Annotated in this window: 18 protein-coding genes and 2 pseudogenes; 11 read left to right on the top strand and 9 right to left on the bottom strand. The window is 42.5% G+C overall.

Annotation, left to right across the window (positions count from 1 at the left end; all coding sequences use genetic code 11):
* The first annotated feature begins 177 nt into the window (after positions 1–177).
* From Q8K39_RS24970 to Q8K39_RS13615, 9 genes and pseudogenes are all read left to right on the top strand, one after another.
* Entirely contained in the window at positions 178–330 is a 153-nt protein-coding gene (locus tag Q8K39_RS24970; protein ID WP_370868604.1) for an Imm32 family immunity protein, read from the top strand.
* 354 nt (positions 331–684) lie between these two features.
* Positions 685–993 (top strand): hypothetical protein, encoded by a 309-nt coding sequence (locus tag Q8K39_RS13645; protein ID WP_305260974.1) that lies wholly within the window; start codon positions 685–687, stop codon positions 991–993.
* A gap of 51 nt (positions 994–1,044) precedes the next feature.
* Positions 1,045–1,431 (top strand): hypothetical protein, encoded by a 387-nt coding sequence (locus Q8K39_RS13640; RefSeq protein WP_305260972.1) that lies wholly within the window; start codon positions 1,045–1,047, stop codon positions 1,429–1,431.
* Between the two features lie 137 nt (positions 1,432–1,568).
* The gene (locus Q8K39_RS13635) at positions 1,569–1,817 is read left to right on the top strand and encodes a hypothetical protein (RefSeq protein ID WP_305260970.1); all 249 of its coding nucleotides are present in this window, start codon (positions 1,569–1,571) and stop codon (positions 1,815–1,817) included.
* 123 nt (positions 1,818–1,940) lie between these two features.
* On the top strand, positions 1,941–2,465 hold the full coding sequence (locus Q8K39_RS13630) for a hypothetical protein (protein ID WP_305260968.1): 525 nt from the start codon (positions 1,941–1,943) through the stop codon (positions 2,463–2,465).
* Positions 2,466–2,564: 99 nt separating this feature from the next.
* Positions 2,565–2,819: pseudogene (locus Q8K39_RS24965) on the top strand (DUF4304 domain-containing protein); the annotation flags it as partial.
* Between the two features lie 1,178 nt (positions 2,820–3,997).
* Positions 3,998–5,980, top strand: coding sequence for a DUF3857 domain-containing protein (locus tag Q8K39_RS13625; RefSeq protein WP_305260966.1), 1,983 nt, complete (start codon positions 3,998–4,000; stop codon positions 5,978–5,980).
* 646 nt (positions 5,981–6,626) lie between these two features.
* Positions 6,627–7,316, top strand: coding sequence for a hypothetical protein (locus Q8K39_RS13620; RefSeq protein ID WP_305260965.1), 690 nt, complete (start codon positions 6,627–6,629; stop codon positions 7,314–7,316).
* 205 nt (positions 7,317–7,521) lie between these two features.
* The gene (locus tag Q8K39_RS13615; protein ID WP_305260964.1) at positions 7,522–8,067 is read left to right on the top strand and encodes a hypothetical protein; all 546 of its coding nucleotides are present in this window, start codon (positions 7,522–7,524) and stop codon (positions 8,065–8,067) included.
* A gap of 92 nt (positions 8,068–8,159) precedes the next feature.
* Here the strand turns inward: Q8K39_RS13615 and Q8K39_RS13610 are convergent, their stop codons facing one another.
* Positions 8,160–9,341 carry a tetratricopeptide repeat protein gene (locus tag Q8K39_RS13610; RefSeq protein ID WP_305260962.1) on the bottom strand — a complete coding sequence of 394 codons (1,182 nt, stop codon included), beginning with the start codon at positions 9,339–9,341 and terminating at the stop codon, positions 8,160–8,162.
* A 278-nt stretch (positions 9,342–9,619) separates the two neighbouring features.
* Between Q8K39_RS13610 and Q8K39_RS13605 the strand changes: the two genes are divergently transcribed.
* Together Q8K39_RS13605 and Q8K39_RS13600 are read left to right on the top strand one after the other, a co-directional pair.
* Positions 9,620–10,006 (top strand): hypothetical protein, encoded by a 387-nt coding sequence (locus Q8K39_RS13605; protein WP_305260961.1) that lies wholly within the window; start codon positions 9,620–9,622, stop codon positions 10,004–10,006.
* A 373-nt stretch (positions 10,007–10,379) separates the two neighbouring features.
* Positions 10,380–10,667, top strand: a complete 288-nt coding sequence (locus Q8K39_RS13600) for a hypothetical protein (protein WP_305260959.1) — start codon at positions 10,380–10,382, stop codon at positions 10,665–10,667.
* Between the two features lie 146 nt (positions 10,668–10,813).
* Here Q8K39_RS13600 and Q8K39_RS13595 read toward each other — a convergent pair whose 3' ends face one another.
* From Q8K39_RS13595 to Q8K39_RS13560, 8 genes and pseudogenes are all read right to left on the bottom strand, one after another.
* Entirely contained in the window at positions 10,814–12,067 is a 1,254-nt protein-coding gene (locus Q8K39_RS13595) for an RHS repeat domain-containing protein (protein ID WP_305260957.1), read from the bottom strand.
* A 345-nt stretch (positions 12,068–12,412) separates the two neighbouring features.
* Complete coding sequence (locus tag Q8K39_RS13590) at positions 12,413–13,735, bottom strand: RHS repeat domain-containing protein (protein WP_305260955.1); 1,323 nt, start codon at positions 13,733–13,735, stop codon at positions 12,413–12,415.
* A 6-nt stretch (positions 13,736–13,741) separates the two neighbouring features.
* Entirely contained in the window at positions 13,742–14,491 is a 750-nt protein-coding gene (locus Q8K39_RS13585; protein ID WP_305260986.1) for an RHS repeat domain-containing protein, read from the bottom strand.
* Positions 14,474–14,560, bottom strand: a pseudogene (locus tag Q8K39_RS13580) (RHS repeat domain-containing protein); the annotation flags it as partial. The gene Q8K39_RS13585 and the pseudogene Q8K39_RS13580, both read right to left, overlap by 18 nt.
* Before the next feature lie 120 nt (positions 14,561–14,680).
* Positions 14,681–15,460 (bottom strand): hypothetical protein, encoded by a 780-nt coding sequence (locus tag Q8K39_RS13575; RefSeq protein WP_305260953.1) that lies wholly within the window; start codon positions 15,458–15,460, stop codon positions 14,681–14,683.
* A gap of 747 nt (positions 15,461–16,207) precedes the next feature.
* On the bottom strand, positions 16,208–16,699 hold the full coding sequence (locus tag Q8K39_RS13570; RefSeq protein ID WP_305260951.1) for a DUF4304 domain-containing protein: 492 nt from the start codon (positions 16,697–16,699) through the stop codon (positions 16,208–16,210).
* Positions 16,700–16,911: 212 nt separating this feature from the next.
* Complete coding sequence (locus tag Q8K39_RS13565) at positions 16,912–17,649, bottom strand: hypothetical protein (RefSeq protein WP_305260948.1); 738 nt, start codon at positions 17,647–17,649, stop codon at positions 16,912–16,914.
* A 5-nt stretch (positions 17,650–17,654) separates the two neighbouring features.
* Positions 17,655–20,973 (bottom strand): RHS repeat domain-containing protein (locus Q8K39_RS13560; protein WP_305260946.1); only part of this gene is annotated, 3,319 nt, incomplete at its 5' end.

Genomic DNA, 20,973 nt, shown 5'->3' with positions numbered 1-20,973 from the left:
AGACATTTTTGGAAATTGATCAGTTCCTTTAACGGCCTAGACAAACAAAGATTACCAATAGAAGAGTGCTTGTATGAATTCCGGTAAAAATGATTCCTTGCTAACTTTGAGTGGGACGCCAAGAATGAAACACTTGAGATTCATGGGAATCAGGTAGGCTTGGAAAATCTGAAAAATATGATCGAATCCCTTCTTACTAGAACAACCTATGATCATATGCATTTGATGACACAGAAATTGGGAGGTAAGGAACTCACGGATCAGAAGCAGTCCCGAGATAACCAGACAATAAACCACGTAAAAATTTTTAATTGGATTGATAAGTCGTAGAACTGCTTGAAACGGTGAATCATCTACTTTTAATATTTGTGGCTGTTGTGGGGTCGAATTTGGATGTGAAGATTTTTCTATACGTTCTATCCAACTGTTTAGAGAAAAATGGCTAGCGAGTGGCGCTAAATGGTGGCAGCCAAATGAACGCTCAGATGATTGGTCGTGGGAAAATGAAATGAAGAACATCCATAAAAAATACAGGCCTTAGTTTGGCCGTATGTCGAAAGCAAAAAATGTTGGTTTGTAATGAACAAATACTGGTTGGGCAAGTGATTACAAGAACAGCTAACTAGACCTAATATTGACGTTAACAAAATTTCGCGGTGGGCCGAAAACATTCATCTTCATGAAATGAAAGAACTGACGCCTGATTTGTCAGAAGTTTTGGATATGTTAGCTTTTATGGAACTTGGACCTGAGTTTCAACTTACTCTCGATGAAATTCACGCGTTGTCTGAAAGGCTAATATTTGAAGGCGAAAGGGACGAGCTATCCCGTCCAATATCCGAGATTAAGGAAGTTGCTAGCGATTTGGGTGAAAATTGGTTAATATGCCCCCTTTGTCAGGAAGCGTGGCGAAACCAATTGACCTATCCTATGCTATTTTGTCCAAAATGCAGCGCAAAAATACACAATCCGGCATTTACAGCGAGAGAGTAAATGTCATCTCCTACGCTATTGAAAGGGGAAAATCGCATGGGGAGCTGTTAGATGATTGAAAAAATGATCGTTGTTTCGCAAAGGTATCTTCCCTTAACTATTAAAGAAGTTAATTGGGACGGAACGCTTATTCAGTTAAACGGCCCAGCATGGGCATTTACTTCCCTAAGTGCTTGGAGGATATCATCAGCTGATAGAGTGATCTTTGGCTGCTGGGACGACAGATCATACGAGCAGATTGGGGCGTATACTAATTTGGAAATAATCCAGATTGCTTGTCAATCCGATTCACTTAAAATTGATCCTGTATTTACATTCTCTAACGGTCATAAAATTGAAATTTTTTCAACCGACACCTTTGAGCCTTGGACGTTTGGATTAGATGGTGAGGGAGTGTTTATTCCAACTCCGAGTGATCCTGAACTGTTTATGGAATAACAAGTGGAAATGTTCCGACTTGTTAATTTAGCTTCCAAAGACATAATCTTTATGCTTGGTGTTTTGAATGGTTGTTATAGTCTTGATATAAAGATGCACATTACGCTCAGAGGATCCCTTTAAATGGGTTTTGGATTATGAATGAGAAATTTACTTTAGACGTTAGCAGTGATTTAGACTACGAAAGAATGGTTGTGAATCTAAATTATTTAGATGATCAAGTTGCGGTACTTAGCTGCGATCAAGGGTTAAAGCACGCGATAATAAAGATACTAGACCGATCATACGAAGAGAGTACCTGGGGTTTTGACCTATTGGAGTTTTTAAATGCTCTGCAGCAAGCTTACGAGAAATTGAAAGAAGTGAATGAGCCTGAGGATGAATAGAAATTAGAATAAGACGGAGCTGTAACGTGTCATTTGAATTAGAAACGCCATTGGAGAGATATCGAACTATGGATGGCAAGAGTTTTAAGAAAATAGAAATGTGCGATTAGGAATCTTGATGGTATGACTTTATCAACGATTGATTTGATGACGAAAATTCATAGAGATATTGATATTCTTGAGTGTGCAATAGCACGTATAGATCTATGTCGTAGGGATGCCCTCCACATCTGTCAGATATTCTATGCGCTCGGGAGTTTCTTGAATCAGCTCCAACTTGTCAGCTCCAACTGGGCTGCACAGTATCAAGACTTTACGCTCGATATCGAAATTGAGTATGCTCTTTCGTTGGACGAAGAAGCAGAAGAAATGAGAGACTCTCGAAAAAAAGTGATTTGCACTTGTTTGGATGGTTTGAAAGAATTAATTCTAAATAAAATCAAAGATTCAAAAAATACATTGCTTGAGTGCCTTAATTTTTCCGATCCAGATGTTTCCGACATTGCCACTTTGCTTGATGCGCAGTGGCTAATGTGTCCCAAATGTACTGATGCATGGGAATCGGTTTCTCCAAGACCTATGGTCATATGTCCCAAGTGTAAACGCCTTTTGCAAAATCCACGGGTTTGCCAAAGAATGGCTAACTAATCGCCACAAGTAATTGAGATGGAAACTAGTGCATTTAAGCAAAAGTTTGGACGTATTGCAAGGAAATGAGGTTTTGAATTTCTTTTTGGTGGTTGGTTTAAGCAATCGGATGAGTGCATCCTTGTGCTTGATCTACAAAAGTCCAATTTCGGAAACTTCTACTACTTAAATATAAAAGTTTTTGAAATGGGTTTCGATCGATGGCATAGCAAGTCAAAAGATCTAGTGAAAAAGGAGATTGGAAACATATCAAGAAGACATCCCCGCGAATGTGACACACTCTTTGATTTAGACGCTTCAATAGATGTTTCGGAGAGATCACTTGGATTGGATAAACTATTTCACGATTTTTAGACCCGTTTTCAGAAAAAGCACTTTCACGAGATGGAATCAAAGAACTAGAAAGGGAAGAACTTGTATATATCACCTCTTCCGTTCGTGAAAGTATGGCTCAAATTTCAAAAAAGCTCACTGCCCTACTGCTGGGCACTTTCTTCGCCAGGCTGCCATTCGTACAGTAGATTGATTCGCTTTTTATTGTGTGCTTAATATTTATTAATCCCCCTTGTGTCTTTGCGGAGGAATATAGCTAATGGATGACGGACGGAAAAGTTTTGATTTACTGACGCCTACATTGCCTTTACCATGATGCTTCTGCTATCTAAGAGTTGTACCAATCGGCGGTATTCAAAAAAAATGGTAGATCTATATTTAGTAGTTCGTGACTATCAGGTTTGTCCTGTCGAAAGGAGGCATAATAAGTATGAGCCACTCTCTCACGATCAGAAATAATTGTGATTTCGATGTCCTTATTGATTGTCCTGGAAACAAACGGCATTTGCTTGTAGGGAAGAATAAAAAGGGTCTTCATGAAGTTGTATCTAACTACCGTGGCCATAAATGGTATATTCGGAGGGCTGACGCAAGCTGGAAGGCAGTCGCGGTACTGGACCACGGACAAGTCAGAATTACCCCTTACTGGGGTTTTCAATCGCTTGCCGGTGCTAAATTGGGCGACTCGTGGAAAAATCAGTTTGGATTTTGTATGGGATGACGTGCCTATAAATGGAACGAAGGCACACAAAACTTCTTTGAGATATTTTGCCTCATGAGATTAGTGCCGATGCTTTGAGTTCAGTAATACATGAGCGATAGGTCTGTGGATGAACTACAGGGCGAGAGTCATATTTAAAACAAATAACTAGCCCTCACGTAGGTTCAAGCATTTCTCGTTCCCAATCTAGAAACTCTTTTAGGTGAAATTTTCTGCTTGCGGTGTTCTACCCAAACACAGTCCCTAACGGGCTAAAATTCGAGCTTGGGTAGAAATAATTTTTTGGCTATGCTTGTTTCGCTTCGAAAATGACGTAGTGAAAAAGCAGACTCTCGAAAAACCCACATGACAGCTTTCTATGATATTTCCTGCGACCCAAACATCTCCTAGGCCTAACATAAAACTCATTTTTCTGGTTTTCATAGTTATGACAACTCTTTGGTCCGAAGCCCTGCATGCTCAGCAAAGAAATGGTTACATGAAATATTCAGATGTGGAAGAAAGGGTCACTTGTGAACCTCCTCCCAGTTGGGTGCTTCCAACCGAATGGCACCCTTCAAATCCCTGTGAATCAAGTTTGTCGGAAACTCTTCATCAGGAAAAGCAAGTCCACGCTTTGTTGAAGGTGCGTTTTTACCGCACTGTACGTCGATTTAACAAGCAAGCGTCTATACAATTAGGATCTGTTCTGGATTTTGATTTCTATCCGTCATACCAGTCTATTCAGCTTCATAGTGTAAAAATTGTTAGAAATGGTGTGGAGATCGAGAAGCTTCCACAAATAACAACAAGACTCACACAACGAGAGGCCGCAGCATGCAGCTACATTTATACGGGTGTGTGGACGCTATCCATCATTATTGATGATGTGAGAGAAGGCGATATATTGGATTATTCGTATAGCATTCATGGGCAATCCGCTTGTTTGGGGGATTACATGCAGGACTATTTCGTTCTCTCCAGTACCCAAGCAGCAAAGAAAGTCTTTTGTCGTTTGATTGCTCCTGTGGATATTAGCTTAAAGTCAAATGGCAAGGAAGTTGCCCCGATTGCCAATGTACTAGAAAATAACCTCGGGGAGTGGGTGTGGGACATCGTTGACAGCGAGGCTGTGAAAAACGAACCTTTAGCGCCAAACTGGTACGAGCCATCAACCTGGGTGCAGATTTCTAGCTTTCAAAACTGGCACGATGTCGCTGAGCAGGGAAAAAGCTTATTTGTGCCGCCGATTCTACTATCATCAGAGATTACCGAGCAGCTTTCCTCGTGGAAAAAAAACTCCCATGATTCTAAAGAACTCATTAAAACGATTGTTCGTTTCGTGCAGAATGACATTCGCTACCTATCCTTGGGCGATGGAGTGGGAGCTTATAAAGCAGCAGACCCCAACGTAGTTTTTTCCAGACGATACGGTGATTGTAAGGATAAAAGCTGGTTGCTGTGTTTGATGCTTAGAGAAGTCGGTGTTACGGCTTATCCAGCTTTGGTGAGTACTCATTGGGAGGCGACGGTCGACTCTTTGTTACCAACATTGCTGGCATTTAATCACGCCATAGTATCTGTGGAGTATGAGGACTCTACCTATTGGATTGATTCCACGAGATCGAGCCAAGGAGGACGGCTAGAAGCCATGACCCCCGCGACATATGGTTGTGCTTTGGTAATAGGCAAACCCGAAACGGCCTTGGTAAATCTTAAACATATTCAGACACAGGACAAGGTAACGACTTCTACTGCAATGGATATCACCGATCCAAAAAGTGTAAGTTTTCAGGTTAGTACAACATTTGAGCGGGAGGGTGCAGATAACTTTCGGAACTATTGCTCTTATCATACCTCGGAAGAGCTTGAGCGGGAGTTTTTCAATGCTTTTAAAACCTACTATACTGATGCCACGGTTATTGAACCTTTCGGATTAACTGATGACTTAGAAGAAAACATAATTCGGACTCGCGAGAACTACAACGTAACTGAGCTCGGTGTGCTCACTGAAGATGGCTGGGGCCACTCCTACACGATCACTCCGACTTCCTTTAACGGCATTATGCTCAGCAAAAGTGATCTGGACCGAACGACACCCTTAGACCTTCCCTATCCGCGGGAACGGATTGAGGAATTTCTTGTGAAATTACCATGCATGCTTGCATCGCCTCCGGAATCTCGCCATTTTCGGAATGAGTATGTGGAATATAGCGAGGAGTACCTCAAGAACGACTACGAAACTTACCGTTTTATCTTTAGATTAAAGTGGCTCAAAGATCATCTGCCTGTCGAAGACTTACCCAAGATGCATGCTTTTGTAGATTTCATAAAAAATAGCGGACAGACACTTACGGTTCCAGTCGCTCGTAAAGCATTAACGGATGAGAATGATTATTGGGCACGGATAGGGATAAGCATTTTTGCCCTAATGGTAGCATTGCCGAGGCTATTTGTCAGAGTTCTCGACTTTTTCCGCTAACGTGAAATTTTACTTAGCGCTAACCATTCGTTGCTGTGTTTTGGTTTGCTGGATCGATACAGATGTAGGCAATTAACCCAAAAGTAGCACTTAAGCGAAACAGCTGCAATTAAGTCCATCAAGATCGCTGCGTCGATGTGGGTCGAGCCGACTAAATGGTTTGGGATCAAAAGCAAGCACTGAATTGGTAAGGAAAAGCATAAAAATTTTAGCCATATAGTGCTCTGTCTTGAATAGATCCAATAGTACGTCCACAAGAAACAGCAAAGAGTGATATACAAAGGTGGCATTATAGCCGACCCATCCTCTAGACTCATCTCGGGTAGTATTCCATAAGCCTCGCGCATAAAGTTAGCACCCATCATGATCTTGAGTGATATGAGCCATTCTTCTTTTGGGTCATTTTTTTTTGACATAAAGCTAATTCATTTTCCGGTTCGTCCTTAATTTAGACCTGCTCGAATATAGCCCAAAAATAAGCTTTATGGGAACTCCTATGTTCACCTCAGTCTCTCGCTTTGTTCTGTTCTAAGAGAGCAATTAAAATAAGTTTTATTCATTTAGATCTTTTGAAAGTTTTGCTTGAATTATTAAAACAATTTTGTGAAAGTACTAGCATGTTTTTGAGATTCGAAAAGGAGTCGTGATGAAGAAATGTTTTGCTTCCCTTGCTATATCCGCGTGCTTATTCTTTATCGGATGTAACTCTTACCATCATGAAGACGGTGTTTTGGACGCTCCCCTAACGATACGAGGATCCTTTGAAGCGGATCGGTATTTCGATCAGCAGCGAACTTTTAGTATCGAAATTCCCAAAGAATTTTGCGGGTTTATCGAGGAATTTGAAGATGTAGAAACGGGAATCCGGGTAGCCATCTTTCATCAAGCCCTAGGAGAACTCATTCGGTTAGAAATATCCACCTTTCCAGAAGAGCTTATGGCCGAGGTGTTTTTGACTAACTCTTGTCCAGAGATGTTTTTGGGGGTGCTAGAGAATTGTGTCGTGAAAATTATTTCTAAGGACTTTCCAGGTACGCATAGTTCAGCTTTGGAATGGATACACATCAGCGAAGAGGATTTAGCATTATTTGCGATTTTAGAAATACCTCACAGTTCACCCCGATGGGAAGATCTTCAGACAAGTCAACGTTTAAGTTCTTACCGCGGCTACTTGTTGTTTGTTGTGGATAATCAGTTTGTCGTAATGAGTTACCAACTTCTTCCCTCTATCGCCCTGATAGGCCCGCCTACGAGGACTCAAGTCGATTGGGTGCGGGACAAGCTCCTAGACTTGAAAAAGGTATATCGAAATGAAAGCGTAACCTTGCTTGATTAATTAACACCATAAGAGGACTTAAGGACAGTCATGAAATATTTATTGCCCGCCGCCATGTCTTTCTTGTTTATCGCAAGCTGTTCAGGGCCAGACTACAGCTTGATTTCGTGCGGTCACTATACCGAAGTAATGGGAGATGACCCAGATACATTTAGGAAGAGCACACAAATTCTTAGTCTCATTGTGGCGGAACGTTCGAAGGTGGATGATGAATAAGTTTATAATTTATTGTTTGTTGTTTAGCTTGCCCTTTGCTGAAATTGAAGCTAAGGTTCCACCCCATTTTATAGAGGCAAAGCGATTGCTGCTGGGTGAAATGAGCAGGTTAAACTCGAAAATGGGTCTAATTCCACTTTCGTTTGGAGGCGCCCTTGCGGAAAACATTCAGACACTTCAAATAGTAATGGAATGCCCTATTCCACTAGAGCTAGAAGATGCACGTATTCTTTATCTTAGCCTGTTGAAGGATTGGATATCTCAGGTAAAACGAGACATAAAAGTAGCTCCCTATATGGCAACAAATTCGATCACGATGAGCAACTTTGAGTTTGGGGTAATTTTTACAGATTTCGATACGTTATCTTCAAAGGAAAGTCCGAAGCTCGCTTGCATTCAGAATCATGGCAATAAAGTGAGCTATTACTACAGGAACGAGGATTCTAAGCGTCTGAAAAGTTGGTTGACAGAAGTCTATCCTTCAGACGGGAATATGAAAATACAAGATCCCCTGGACTTGCCCAGCGAAGGTTAACTATATTTGATGTTACCGATTTATCAAGATGGTCGGTGTGTGCTGGTTGGAACGTAGTTGGTAAAGCAACTACGTTCCGAAGGAAGCAGAGCTTACAGTTTTCTTGCTTCGTCAGCCTTTCTTACAGTTTCTTGAGCCCAGCTGTGAAAAAGATTTCCCCAAGGATATCTTAAGCTGATTGGCCCATTCTTTCCCTTAATTTCAATCGTATTCCAACCACCCATCTTGCCGATAACCGCCGGTGAAAAAATGAACGTGAGGTCACCACTTTCATCAGCTTGATGCTCATGAGCGATTTCTTCGCCACAAGAGACGCTTTTAAACTCAACCAACTCAAGTGGATCAAGTCCTTCGACATGTACAAGAAAGAGGCTATTTTTAAGATCCACAAGTTCCCAGGTCAGATGATAACCGTTATTTTGAACGACTATGGGATAACGAGTCATTTTCCCACGGCTAAGAGGTTGACCTTGATCACTGATCAACCAATAATGAACTACCTCACCCGGAGAGATGTTGAAACACATTCTTAATGGTGCATCGGTATCTTTCAAATAGGCCAGTCCGTTCTCGTCGAATTGGACACCTGTGAGAAGACTATATGGCATCCCTGCAACACAATTGACAATATGAAACCGTTTGTCCCGTGGTGCATCTGCTGAATAAAAAGGCATGACTCCCATTTTTCTTTCTTCATCGTCAGGTGATTCAATGAGCTGTAGGGAGTATTGATTCTGATCAGTTCTGAAATCACCGAGCTTGGGCATCGCCAAATAGACATGGTATAATTCATGTGCGCTAGGAATGATCTGCGCATTCACAAGTTTTTCGTTATCGAAGTCTAGGTTGATGGGACCATACTGCAGTCTCTGCAGATTGCCATCGAGAGTTGTGTTCCTATCCGGTTCACCAAAGTGCGTATGCACTATCGCTAAGGTTAAATGCCCCTCACAATTCATGTATTTCGAAAGCATTAGTTCATAAAGTTTCCCGAGTGCATGAGCTACATCAGGATTGTGGGGTTTCTTATATGCCGCGTGATGTGCGTGGTACCACGCTCTATCGAGATTGCCTAGGCGCTGGTACATTGCAGACAGATCCAGTTGTATAGGGGTTGAATCTGGATTTTCTTGGAGGGCATCTTCCAGTTGGTCAATTGTCCAGCAAAGGTCTTTTCGGGACAGCGTTAGCATCTCATCCTGGTCAGGTAAATTAGGTGTGCAGCTAGATAAAATTGCACAAATGATCAAGCTTAACACTTTTGAGGCATGCATATAAGAGTCCTTCATCAATTGGATTAAGAAAAAATAATCGATGATGACTATACTTACCACTCATTCGTTTGGCTATCTAAAATGAGAGTAAAAAATTTTGTTGATGAGGTTTTGAGATGTTTTTTAGTTCTCGTATTGCCCAGGGATGTTTTTATTCTATTTAACGTGTAAAATTTTTAATTCAGTAATGATTTTATATTTTAGTTGATAGTATAATTTGTTGGACATAAATGGATCGAAGGTTATGCTTCACCCGATCAATCTGAAGGAGCTACCTTATGACTATCGTAGATGCGTCAAATCTGACCGATCCCGTTAATTACAGAACTTACTGGAGAAATGTCGAGCAGGATATTATTGTAGGAGCCAAGTATGTGGTGGTCGGTGCTATTTTCATCGCAGTTATTTCTGCTATTCCTTTGGTCACCGCAGCATCTGTAGTAAGCGGTGCGATTCTTGGGGTCGAGCTAAAGGGCTTTATTTCGTTTGCTGATTCTCTGTGGGATTCGAAGGAAATAAAAACCCGTCTTTGTGCTTCTTTGTCTCTTTTAGCGACAAGTCTTTTTATGCCATCGGTAGCAATTGTGATTATAGGCTCCCGTATTGGTTCCATCATTTCCTATCCCAAATCTAGAGAAGCTATCTACAATCTCTTTTCGCTCTGAGGTAGAGTTTAAAAATATGGAGTGCGGCGACAAGTCGCCGCACTCCATATTTAAATTTCTTCTTGACCACAAACCAAGTTAAATTTTATATTCATATATTTGAAATTTAAATTAGTTATGTTCCATGCACAAGTTTACTCTATTTCTCCTGCTAGCGTGCTCTCTACATTCCCAAGATGATGCTCGACTGATCTCCAAAGTTGAGCCACTAAACACGATACATCGATGCGTAAATGGCATTATTTGCGACTTCGCCTTTAGCCCGACAGATATTGGCGTGCTCGGTACCGCTCGTGCTGGCTTTACCGATGCCCCTAACCTCTATTCCTACATCCACAACTCCTCCTTGATCCAGTTTGATCCTTGGAGACTCATGGAACAGAAAGCGATCGGGCCAAAAGAACATGTGGAAGGCTGGTTATCCAGAGTTGGAGAGCTTAGCCATTGGGGTGGCATTGTAGGCATCCTAGCTAATTGGTTTCCTCAGGAAAGCCAACAACTTTGTTCAAAAATCTGCCATGATCTATTTTCGTACGCAGCAACTATAATAACGGAAGCTCGAAGAGACCGTGACATTGCAGTTGACCTTATTAGCTCAGTTACAGGTCTGACTTTTCCAGATTTGCCTACAAATGAAAATAAACCTAATGAAGTTAAGTAGGCTTTAAGTTTCAACCAGAAGTCAGCTTTCGATACAGATTTGCCCTTTTCTGTTTACTTTGGTTTATTCAATGCCATTCCTGACATTGTATCTAGTGCTGCTTCTAGCCGGTTGTTCTGCAGGAAATCGCGAGGATTCCCTTTCCATTAAAGACAAGATAGCTTTAATTCCTGAGGAGGAAAAGCAAAAACTAGAGCTGCTATTTCAGCACATGATGATAGGGGACTATTTCGCTTGCACACTATTTGGCAACAAGCCAATGACTTTTCAAGAATTTCATGAGAATCCGTGGAATCTTGATTCGCATAACATGTTAAATTGTGAAGCTGTCTTAAACGTCTGCCAAATGAATCATAGGTATAGGTTACCTTGCCGTAAGGACCTTCGGTACTTATCATTCGGTTTAAAGCGTCATAAGAGTAGCAATAGGATTCGGTAGGAGTACTTTTAGCAATCAGGTTGCCATTCAGGTCATAATGATAGGCGATGTCTGACTCAGCAGTAACTTGATTCAGTCCGTTGACGTTATATGGAAGGCTGTCTTTGCTTAAACGATTGCATATCGAATCATAAGCATAAGTATGGGATTCGCCCCCACTTTCACTTGTGAGCTGATATAAGTCGTCATAGGTAAATGCTAAAACCAATCCGTTCGCTAACGTTTCCTGAACAAGGCGATTTTTTGGGTCGTAGCACCGTTGTGTAGCTGTATTGGTTAGGCAGTCCGTGCTTGTCAGCAGGTTGTCGTTCAGGTCGTATTCATAAAGATAGGAAATGGTGCTGTCAGAGGAAGTAAGCTGTTTCAAACGACCTAATGAGTCGTATGTGTGGTTTAAAGTGATGCCATCTGGTTTGGTGATGGTTTGCAGGCGTCCACTTTGGTCATAGCTGTGTTTTGTGATCTTGTGTGAGTCATCACTTCCACGTTCAGTGGTAACTAGAGGTCGGCCCATGCTGTCGTGGGTCCAGTCAACGGCGTAGGAGCCTCTGAATATGCCAGAAGCATAAATTACCTCTTGCAGTAGCTCTTTGTTGCCTGCGGGATCGTAATAGACGCTCTGATAGGAAAGACGTTGATTTGCAATGTTGCGCTTTTCAACAGTGCTTTGACGTCCTAGTGGGTCGTAGACTTCGATGGCTTGGTTGCCCAACGGGTCCGTGGTGGTTTTACTGAAAAGATATCCTCCAAGTGGATTGGGATGGCGTTCAAAGTTGTGGATGGTTGTTGTATTGCACAGGGCGTCTTGAATCGATATGGGTCTGTTGCGTGTATTAAAGAGGGTTTGTGCTATTGAGGAAGTTTGCTCATCGAGGAATGTTTCTGTGAGGGTTTTATTACCTCGAACGTCATAGGTATAAGCCGTTGTTTTGCGTGTGCCATCTTGGACGCTTTCGGACACGAATAGGGGGATGCCCCATCGCATCATATGTTCAATCCACGATCATATTCATGCCACTGGTCTACAAGCGCTACATCATGAATTTCCGATGCATCTAAAGCTCCTTCTAGCTTCCCCACAAGCCTATAAATGTCCTGAGTATTATCTAAAACATCAGGTCTCGATATCGAATTCATTGATCTCATTCGGCGTGGTGGATAGTTCTGAAAGCTTATGCAACCAAAGAAATTTATATTTTTTTGGTATCAGAATACGAATTTCTGTTTCCTTGTCATTTAGCTCCTCCACAGAAAAGTGATTCGTCAATTCCTGTACTAGGCTATAAACTTCATTTTTGCACATTTTCTACTCCGGCATTACGTCTGAGGGATAAACTCTGTCGTTAAAAACTTCATATTTTCGATTCTTCCTCATCTCATACTCAATTGTATGAGTATGAGGGTTTTTATGTGGAGCTGGATGATTGAGATCCATTCTAAACTGCCTTAAACCATCTTTAGATTCGAGAATCAAATCTCCATGGCAATTATAGGACCGCTTTCCTCCTGCCCCTATGAAGTTCAAAACCCTGTCGGCGACATTTTTAACTTTGCTTGTAGACCGCCACTGTAGCCACAATCCTTTTCCAATTCCACAAGTCATCGGAATAAATACCGAGCCGATGTCTACAGCAGTTCTCATGTAGCTACGAGATTCTTGGTACATGTGGTCCAATGGATCGATATTGAGCTCTTCCTGAACCCAACCATCTACAGAGGCTTTCAATGAATGTTGTTGAGAGACGATGTCATCATGGGGTCCTTCAAATCCTTCAACACAAAGGTCGTTATTATTTCGCCGGTATTCAAGGTAAGCTGGGCAGTAGTTTCCACCAAACAAAGGTCGAATTGCTTGTCCCTGTTCAAAAATAAAATCTAAACAACCATGAACGGTACCTTTCAGGCCATTAACCAGGGAACGTTCACACCAAGGATTGCAAGCGCCATTCCATGCGATAGAATTATGATCTAAACACCCCGAGCGTTGTCCTACGGTGGATGTATCCCTTTGACTACAAGAGTTTACTCCTGGAGGATTGTGCCGTCGTCCACCGGAAATACCAGCTCGATTTCTATCATGGAGATCCTGTCCTTGTAGACCCCAGGGGTCAAAAAGCGTCATGGGGCAGTTATGGACGTAGGCGTAGAGGTTGGGGCCGTCCGTGAAGCCAGCAGGATCTGGTGTGAGCCATCGTCCAAGGCGACAATCGTAATCACGCTTACCAAATCGATGGAAACCTGTTAGTTCGTCAAAACGCTTACTAGCATATTGCCATGGGTTTCGTACACTGCCATGAGATGTGGCTTCTCCAAAAGCGGTATATCGGTAGCATTGCTCTGTTTCTCCAGTAGAGCTATTAACTAGACAACAAACGTTGCCAAAATGATCGTGGATAGGGGCGTACACTTTGTCTGCAATTTCTATGGCTATGGCAGCACCAAGCTCAGCGCCTTTACCTTTACCCAAAATACGCAACTCTCGCAATTCACCGTTCCAATAGGATCCGATTTCACATTGGCCTTGGTATAAGTATTGTGTGGTATCAGTGTTGTGAAGCTGGCTTAAGCATCTGCCAAATGAGTCATAGGTATAGGTTACCTTGCCGTAAGGACCTTCGGTGCTTATCATTCGGTTCTAGGCGTCATAAGAATAGCAATAGGATTCGGTAGGAGTACTTGTAGCAATCAGGTTGCCATTCTGGTCGTAATGATAGGCACTCTCTGACTCAGCAGTAACTTGATTCAGCCCGTTGACGTTATATGGAAGGCTGTCTTTGCTTAAGCGATTACATATCGAATCATAAGCATAAGTATGGGATTCGCCCCCAATTTCGCTTGTGATCTGATATAAGTCATCATAGGCGTAAAGGCGGCTGTCCGTGCCAAGTGAATCAATAAATGTCGTTGAATGTAGGTTGCCGACAGCATCGTAGCCGTTCTCTGTAGTAACTTGGCTAAAATAGAATGCCATTTTTGACAAGGGGCGTGCCAAAGCGTCGTAAGTAAGTTTGACGGTTCCAGCGTTGCCGATGAGCGTTTGTTCTTGGTCTAGTCCTCGCAAATCATAAGAACCGTAGGTATGAACGTAGAGGAGGTTAGAGGAAGAGTCCAAACGTGAAACTTGGCTCAGGTGTACTCCAAGGTAGGCATAATGGATTCCTGTGCGATCAGGTAATTTCACGTTTGCAACTCTTCCTAAACCGTCATAGGTAAATGCTAAAACTAAGTCATTTGCTAACGTTTCTTGAATTAGGCGATTCTGTGCGTCGTAGCGCCGTTGTGTAGCTGCACTGGTTAGGCAGTCCGTGCTTGTCAGCAGGTTGTCGTTCAGGTCGTATTTATAAAGATAGGAAATGGTGTTGTCAGAGGAAGTAAGCTGTTTCAAACGACCTAATGAGTCGTATGTATGGTCTAGAGTGATGCCATCGGGCTTGGTGATGGTTTGCAGGCGCCCACTTTGGTCATATTTGTGCTGGTCCTAATCCTGCCTCTGCTTTCACTATTTGGTCTTGCACTAGAGGCGGTGGTGCCAGGGTTGCGATTTCGAGAACTTTAGCTTTGTTTTCAGGCACGCCTAAGTTGACGAGTCCTGTTGCCCATTCTTTTTCTTGCCTATCGTAACGGCTCTACAAATAATATCTGCGCATGGTTGACCATCACTATTCAAGAATTGGAAGTGCTTAAAATCATGTTCTTGTGAGAGAGTTAAAAAACGTCGGCTCAAGGCCTTATGTAATAGATCTGAACTCAAGATCTGTCCAGAGGACTTAGCCATAGATTTAATATTAAACTCGGAAAACCACTTTATGCAAAAGAAATGCAAAGAAATCATGTTTTTTAATTCATCTAAGATATTAATGGTTAATGTTTGATCTATGCTACGGTAGTCATAAGAAATAAATTCACAATTCATTAAAGGTATATTTTCTGACATATTAATGGGATTATGATGAAGTTCTAACGCTTTTGAATCGTGAATCGAAATTAGCTGATCAGGAAGCGGATTCGGATCACGTATGGTCACTTCGCAATCTCTGCTCATAACATTTAAAGTTCCGATATCATCGGCATCTAGTATGCTAAAAATTTTGTTTAATTCAAGCTGATGGCTGATTCTATAGGGAAACTGTTCGATGCCATTCTCATTGAGATTTTCCCCCAAATACATAGTATATAAAGTTCCGTAGTCACTCATAGTGATTGGATTGTGAAAGACTAGGTCCGTTACTTTTGCGTTCCAGCATTCAATGCTTATTTTTAACCTGCCTGCACTTCTTTCGTAAGAAACTAGCCAAGAATCTTCTAAGCCAGTAGGCGTTGGGATAAGTCGATAATTAGAGTCTAAATATGTCATAATCTGACCTCATAGTATGCCGAGAAATTTTCGCCAGGCAAGAACCCAGTAGAATCTCCAGGTCTGTAATTCTCGGGCTTATATATATATTTGTTTTCATCCCAAGAGCCAGTAGGTTTTATTTTTGTCTCAACATGATAGTGTAGCTCGTGATGTCGGGCACAATAGGTGTCTCCCTCCTTAAATGCATGCTTTTCACAGCGGATTCTTAGATTTGACGCAGGATAGATGTATCCTTTGTCATCTCTAGGCAATTCAGGCAAGAGATCATTAGGATCCTCTGGAAAGCGATTCTTTTCCACATTTTTATTTACTGTTTCTAGTGTACGACTGGTAAACCGTCCTTTCCGCACTGTTAGCTTCCTGGTTTTTCACGTTTAGTTGCCCTTCAATTGAGGCGTCTTTGAGTTTTGAGCACGTCGCTCATAACACTCAAGAATGCCACCATATTGGATGTGTCTAACAGGGGTTACCGAATGTTTTGGCATGGGGGCGCTCGATCCCGGGGCTGGTAGAGAAGGGTGTGCGGAGTCTGCTCCACTTGTTTGTGCTGGTCCTACTCCGGTTTCTGCTTTCACTAGTTGGTCTTGTAGAGGTGGTGGTACCAGGGTGGCTATTTCGAGGACTTTAGCTTTGTTTTCAGGCACGCCTAAGTAGACAAGGGCTGTAGAGAGTTTTTTGAGCAGCTTCATAAGCGCTTCGCAGGCACTGGCTATGCTTGCCTAAACTAAAAAGCGTAGCCTGCAGTCATTCCGCCTGTTGCTTCCCATTAGATGGGCCAGAATTCAGCGCAAGAAGTGCTTCTAAACTTTCTTTTACCGCGGGTGTTAAAAAGAGTTCTTTTTTTTCTCCCAGCTCTTGAACACCTAGGCGACTGAGGGATTTTTCAGAAAATGGTTCCATATAAGTTTGGAAAAATTGTTCTAGCCCTTGCCTGCGCTGATCATCTTCCATATTTAATTCAAGGTTGAACAAGTCATCATACTCCCTGGGATGCCCTCGATCAGCCGTACCTAACTGATTTTTAACTAGATCCTTGGATACAACATGTTGTTTGCCTAGGCAATTTTGGACGTATATTTTTATAACCAAATCGTAGTAGTTTCCATAGTTAGACTTCTGCAGATTAAGCACAGTGATGCATTCTTCCGACTCTTTAAACCATCCATTAAAGACGAATCTAAAGCCAAAATGTTGTGCAATTTGTCCGAACATTTTTTTAAAATTTTTGTTTTCCATGGATCAGTAAGTCTCCAACCGTATTTCGAAGTTGGTGCCTTTGTACTTAGGCACTTGCTCAAGTTCGTTTTTATAAATCATTAATTGTATTTTGACACCCCTGTCCATGGCCTCAATACTCTGCAATCCCCATGCATCGAAGAGGGTCCGGGGCTAGCCGTTGTAGGCACAAAGGTTGAGGTCATCAATACATCATAGGCTGTGCTGTTCGTTCATTTTTTTCTTATTTTCATAGTTTTACAAATAATATCAGCACAGGGCTGGCCAAGATTGTTTAAAAACTGAAAATGTTTAAATTCTTTTGAAGATAATAAACTTGATTTTTGAAGAATGCTTTGCAATAGAATCGATTCCAAAGCTTGTTTTGAAAACATAGCCATGGTCATGATATTGTACTCTGAAAACCATTGTGGGTCAAAGAACTCCAATTGAAATATTTCATCATTAACTGTGACGCTTAAAATTAGAGTTAAATTTCTAGTGTAATATTCATAGGATTGAAATTTACAACTGCTTATTGGAATTGTATAAGGTTGTGGATAGACATCATCATAATGTTGGTCGAGAATTTTTCTAGCATCCTGCGATATAAGTTCGTTTGCAAATGGCTCGCGAATTGTAACAACGCAATCATCGCTTAAAATGTCCATACAGGGGTCATCTACGTCTAAAACACTAAAAACTTTTTTATGGCCGATATTTTCGCCAAATTGATATGGAAATAGGATTGCTACGTCAATATTTTTAACCCGTTCACATACGTCCATAACGTAAAAGCTCCCATTATCACTAATGCATGTCGGATTTTCAAACATCAGATCAGCTACTCTTGTATTCCAACACTCAATACTAACAACCAGGTGCTTCAAAGTGCGTTTATATGAAATCAGCCAGGAATCTTCTAATCCCACCGGAGTAGAGACTGGCCTATAACTACTATCAGATTCCATACTGTCTAACCTCTAATAAGCTCTCCCGGAAACTTCTCGCCTGGTAAGAAACCAGTGGCTTCGCCCGCTTGATAATTTTCAGGAGTAAAAATGTCTCTATTTCTACTTTTCCATGAGGAATTTTCTAAGTTACGCCTTGCCTCAACATGATAGTGTAGCTCGTGATGTCGGGCACAATAAGTATCTCCCTCCTTAAATACATGCTTTTCACAGCGGATTCTTAGATTTGTCGCAGGATAGATGTATCCTTTGTCATCTCTAGGCAATTCAGGCAAGAGATCATTAGGATCCTCTGGAAAGCGATTCTTTTCCACATTTTTATTTACTGTTTCTAGTGTACGACTGGTAACCGGTCCTTCCGCGCTGGTAACTTGTGAGGTCTGGTGTGTAACAGCTACGGGTTCAGTCGAGTTTTTGGAAAATGTACGGTTTAACGCATCATAACCCTGATAAATGTAACCAGATGTTCTTAGCATTATTCGAGCCGCCGGCACTAATGCCACAAGGGCAACGGTAAGCTCACCTGCACGCTCATTGACGAATCTACCTTGCTCTTCAGGTCTAAGGTTTTCCCATCTTTGCCGAATTTGAGAAAAGTCTCTCGTTCGAATTGCATGATAGCAGTCTCTGCAATAGCCCAGCCATTTGTTACCAGTTTGAAGTGGTTTAGAAATCGTATTTTGACACCCCTGCGCATATTCTCTGGATCGCCTATGGCAACTTTCGGCCTCAACACTCTGCAATCCCCATGGATCGAAGAAGGTCAAGGGGCTGTTATGGACGTAGGCGTAGAGGTTAGGACCATCAACAAAGCCAGCAGGATCGGGTGTGAGCCATCGTCCAAGGCGGCAATCGTAATCGCGCTTGCCAAAGCGGTGAAAACCTGTCCATTCGTCAAAGCGCTTGCTAGCATATTGCCATGGGTTCTCTACATTGCCATAAGAGATTGTTTCTCCAAAGGCTGTATAGCGATAATATTGCTCAGGTTGGCAGGTAGAGCAATCCACCAGGCAACATACGTTTCCACGGTGGTCGTGAATAGGAGCGTAGACTTTATCTGCAATTTCAATGGCTATAGCAGCGCCGAGCTCAGCACCTTTGCCTTTTCCCAAAATACGTAACTCACGCAAGTCACCGTTAAAGTATGCTCCAATTTCACATTGACCCTGGTAGAGGTAGTGGGTGGTGTCCTCTTCATGCGTTTCGCTTATGCGTCTGCCGAATGAATCATAGGTGTAGCTGACGGTGCCGTATAAACCTTCCGCGCGAGTCATCCGATTTAAGGCGTCGTAGCAGTAACGCAGCGAGCTGTCAGAAGTGGTCTTGGCTGTCAGATTGCCATTAGGATCATACGCATAGGCTGCACTTGAGGCACGTGTGATCTGGTTTAGGCCATTGACGGTATAGAGCTGATTGTCTTTTGCCAGTCTATTGTTAATCGAGTCGTAAGCATAGGTATGAGGCGTTCCTCCTGACTCGTCAATAAGTTGATAGAGGTCATCGTATTGGTAATGGTTAGTGATGGTGCTTTGCGTATTGGTAAAAGCAATCTCAGTTAAATTGCCAACAGCATCAAAACCTTCCTCCGGAATACTCTCGCTCCAATGGGGCGCATCTAGGGCTTTGCGGCGCCCCAGAAGATCATAGGTAAGATTGGCATGGCCTGCGTTGCCAATGAGGGTAGTTTCTGAGTGTAGTCCTCGAAGGTCGTGTTCACTATATTGGTGTGTATAAAGCACGTTTCCGGAAGCACTAATCCGTTTTACTGACAATAGATTTGTTGCATCGTAGTGATATCTAGCATTGGCACTATCGGGAAACATCACAGACGACAAGCGGCCAAAAGCATCGTAGGAATAGATTAATCCTAATCCGTTCGCTAACGTTTCTTGAATTAGGCGATTTTGTGGGTCGTAGCTGCGTTGTGTAGCTCCATTGGTTAGGCAGTCCGTGCTTGTCAGCAGGTTGTCATTCAGGTCGTATTCATAAAGATAGGAAATGGTGCTGTCAGAGGAAGTAAGCTGTTTCAAACGACCTAATGTGTCGTATTGATGATTTAAAACGACCCCATCTGGTTTAGTGATGGTTTGCAGGCGTCCCCTTTGATCATAGCTGTGTTTTGTGATCTTGTGTGAGTCATCACTTCCACTTTCAGTGATAACTAGAGGTCGGCCCATGCTGTCATGGGTCCAATCAACGGTGTAGGAGCCTCTGACTATGCCAGAGGCATAAATTACCTCTTGCTGTAGCTCTTTGTTGCCTGCGGGATCGTAATACACACTCTGATAGGAAAGGCGTTGATTTGCAATGTTGCGCTTTTCAACAGTGATTGGACGCCCTAGTGGATCGTAGACCTCAATGGTTTGGTTACCCAACGGATCGGTTGTCGTTTTACTGAAAAGATAGCCTCCAAATGGATTGGGATGGCGCTCAAAGTTGTGTATGGTTGTGATGTTACCTAGAGCATCTTGAATCGATATGGGTTTGTTGCGTGTATCATAGCGTGTTTCCGTGATGGACGAGGTTCCTTCATCGATGAATGTTTCTGTGAGGGTTTTATTATCTCGAATGTCATAGGCATAGCGTTCTTTACGGAGGATCTTGCCTGTTTCATCTTCAACACGGCACTCGATGACACGGTCTAAAACATCAAAATCCTGAACTTCCTGGGTGTAACGGTATTCGTCTAGCCAGCGTGTTGTGGTGCTTAAGCGTCCGAGGGTGTCGTATCCAAATGTGGTGCGAGAGCCTGGTTGAACTTCGGCTATTTTGCGGCCAGCGCCATCGTAGTGGTATTCTGTGATATTCCCCATGGCATCGATGGTGTGAGTCAGAAGAGCGCCTGCGTATATGTTGTGAGTGGCACGGAGAATCGTGCCATCGATGTCATAGTAAGCGTGCTGCGTGATGCGCTGCAGACCATCGTAGGTGTACTGGCAGAGGACTCCATCTTTCTCCCACTTTTTAGCTAGCGTCCCGTCTAGATTATATTCAAAGCGTTCTTGAGAACCATCAGAATAGCTTATGGTTATTGGTTTGCCACGGATGTTGTAGGTGGTTTTGGTGGAATTATCTAATCCATCGATTTCAGAGACAATGTTGCCCACAATGTCATATTGGTATTGAACGGTCGGGCTGAATGCTTGTCCGTCGCATGAGAGGCATTTTGGATGGATAACCTTTGTTTGACGTCCGAACTCATCATACTCGAAGAGAGTTACGTTTTCGAAATGGTCTCGAGTTGAGGTACGATTGCCAAGAGCGTCGTAGGTATGTTCGGTGACAAGAATGGAGGAGTCGCGGTGATGCTGCTTTTCCTTAACT

This window comes from Undibacterium sp., from assembly GCF_030683615.1.
GTDB classification, from domain to species: Bacteria; Pseudomonadota; Gammaproteobacteria; order Burkholderiales; family Burkholderiaceae_D; genus Undibacterium; species Undibacterium umbellatum.
Note: the sequence above shows the minus strand (reverse complement) of the source record. Positions and strands in the feature narration are given on the sequence as shown.

What these genes read in the sequence shown, in the direction of transcription:
- Q8K39_RS24970 (WP_370868604.1), top strand. Translation starts at nt 178, where the DNA reads ATGATCGAATCCCTTCTTACTAGAACAACCTATGATCATATGCATTTG.
- Q8K39_RS13645 (WP_305260974.1), top strand. Translation starts at nt 685, where the DNA reads ATGAAAGAACTGACGCCTGATTTGTCAGAAGTTTTGGATATGTTAGCT.
- Q8K39_RS13640 (WP_305260972.1), top strand. Translation starts at nt 1,045, where the DNA reads ATGATTGAAAAAATGATCGTTGTTTCGCAAAGGTATCTTCCCTTAACT.
- Q8K39_RS13635 (WP_305260970.1), top strand. Translation starts at nt 1,569, where the DNA reads ATGAATGAGAAATTTACTTTAGACGTTAGCAGTGATTTAGACTACGAA.
- Q8K39_RS13630 (WP_305260968.1), top strand. Translation starts at nt 1,941, where the DNA reads ATGACTTTATCAACGATTGATTTGATGACGAAAATTCATAGAGATATT.
- Q8K39_RS13625 (WP_305260966.1), top strand. Translation starts at nt 3,998, where the DNA reads ATGAAATATTCAGATGTGGAAGAAAGGGTCACTTGTGAACCTCCTCCC.
- Q8K39_RS13620 (WP_305260965.1), top strand. Translation starts at nt 6,627, where the DNA reads ATGAAGAAATGTTTTGCTTCCCTTGCTATATCCGCGTGCTTATTCTTT.
- Q8K39_RS13615 (WP_305260964.1), top strand. Translation starts at nt 7,522, where the DNA reads ATGATGAATAAGTTTATAATTTATTGTTTGTTGTTTAGCTTGCCCTTT.
- Q8K39_RS13610 (WP_305260962.1), bottom strand. Translation starts at nt 9,341, where the DNA reads ATGCATGCCTCAAAAGTGTTAAGCTTGATCATTTGTGCAATTTTATCT.
- Q8K39_RS13605 (WP_305260961.1), top strand. Translation starts at nt 9,620, where the DNA reads ATGACTATCGTAGATGCGTCAAATCTGACCGATCCCGTTAATTACAGA.
- Q8K39_RS13600 (WP_305260959.1), top strand. Translation starts at nt 10,380, where the DNA reads ATGGAACAGAAAGCGATCGGGCCAAAAGAACATGTGGAAGGCTGGTTA.
- Q8K39_RS13590 (WP_305260955.1), bottom strand. Translation starts at nt 13,735, where the DNA reads ATGATAAGCACCGAAGGTCCTTACGGCAAGGTAACCTATACCTATGAC.
- Q8K39_RS13575 (WP_305260953.1), bottom strand. Translation starts at nt 15,460, where the DNA reads ATGACATATTTAGACTCTAATTATCGACTTATCCCAACGCCTACTGGC.
- Q8K39_RS13570 (WP_305260951.1), bottom strand. Translation starts at nt 16,699, where the DNA reads ATGGAAAACAAAAATTTTAAAAAAATGTTCGGACAAATTGCACAACAT.
- Q8K39_RS13565 (WP_305260948.1), bottom strand. Translation starts at nt 17,649, where the DNA reads ATGGAATCTGATAGTAGTTATAGGCCAGTCTCTACTCCGGTGGGATTA.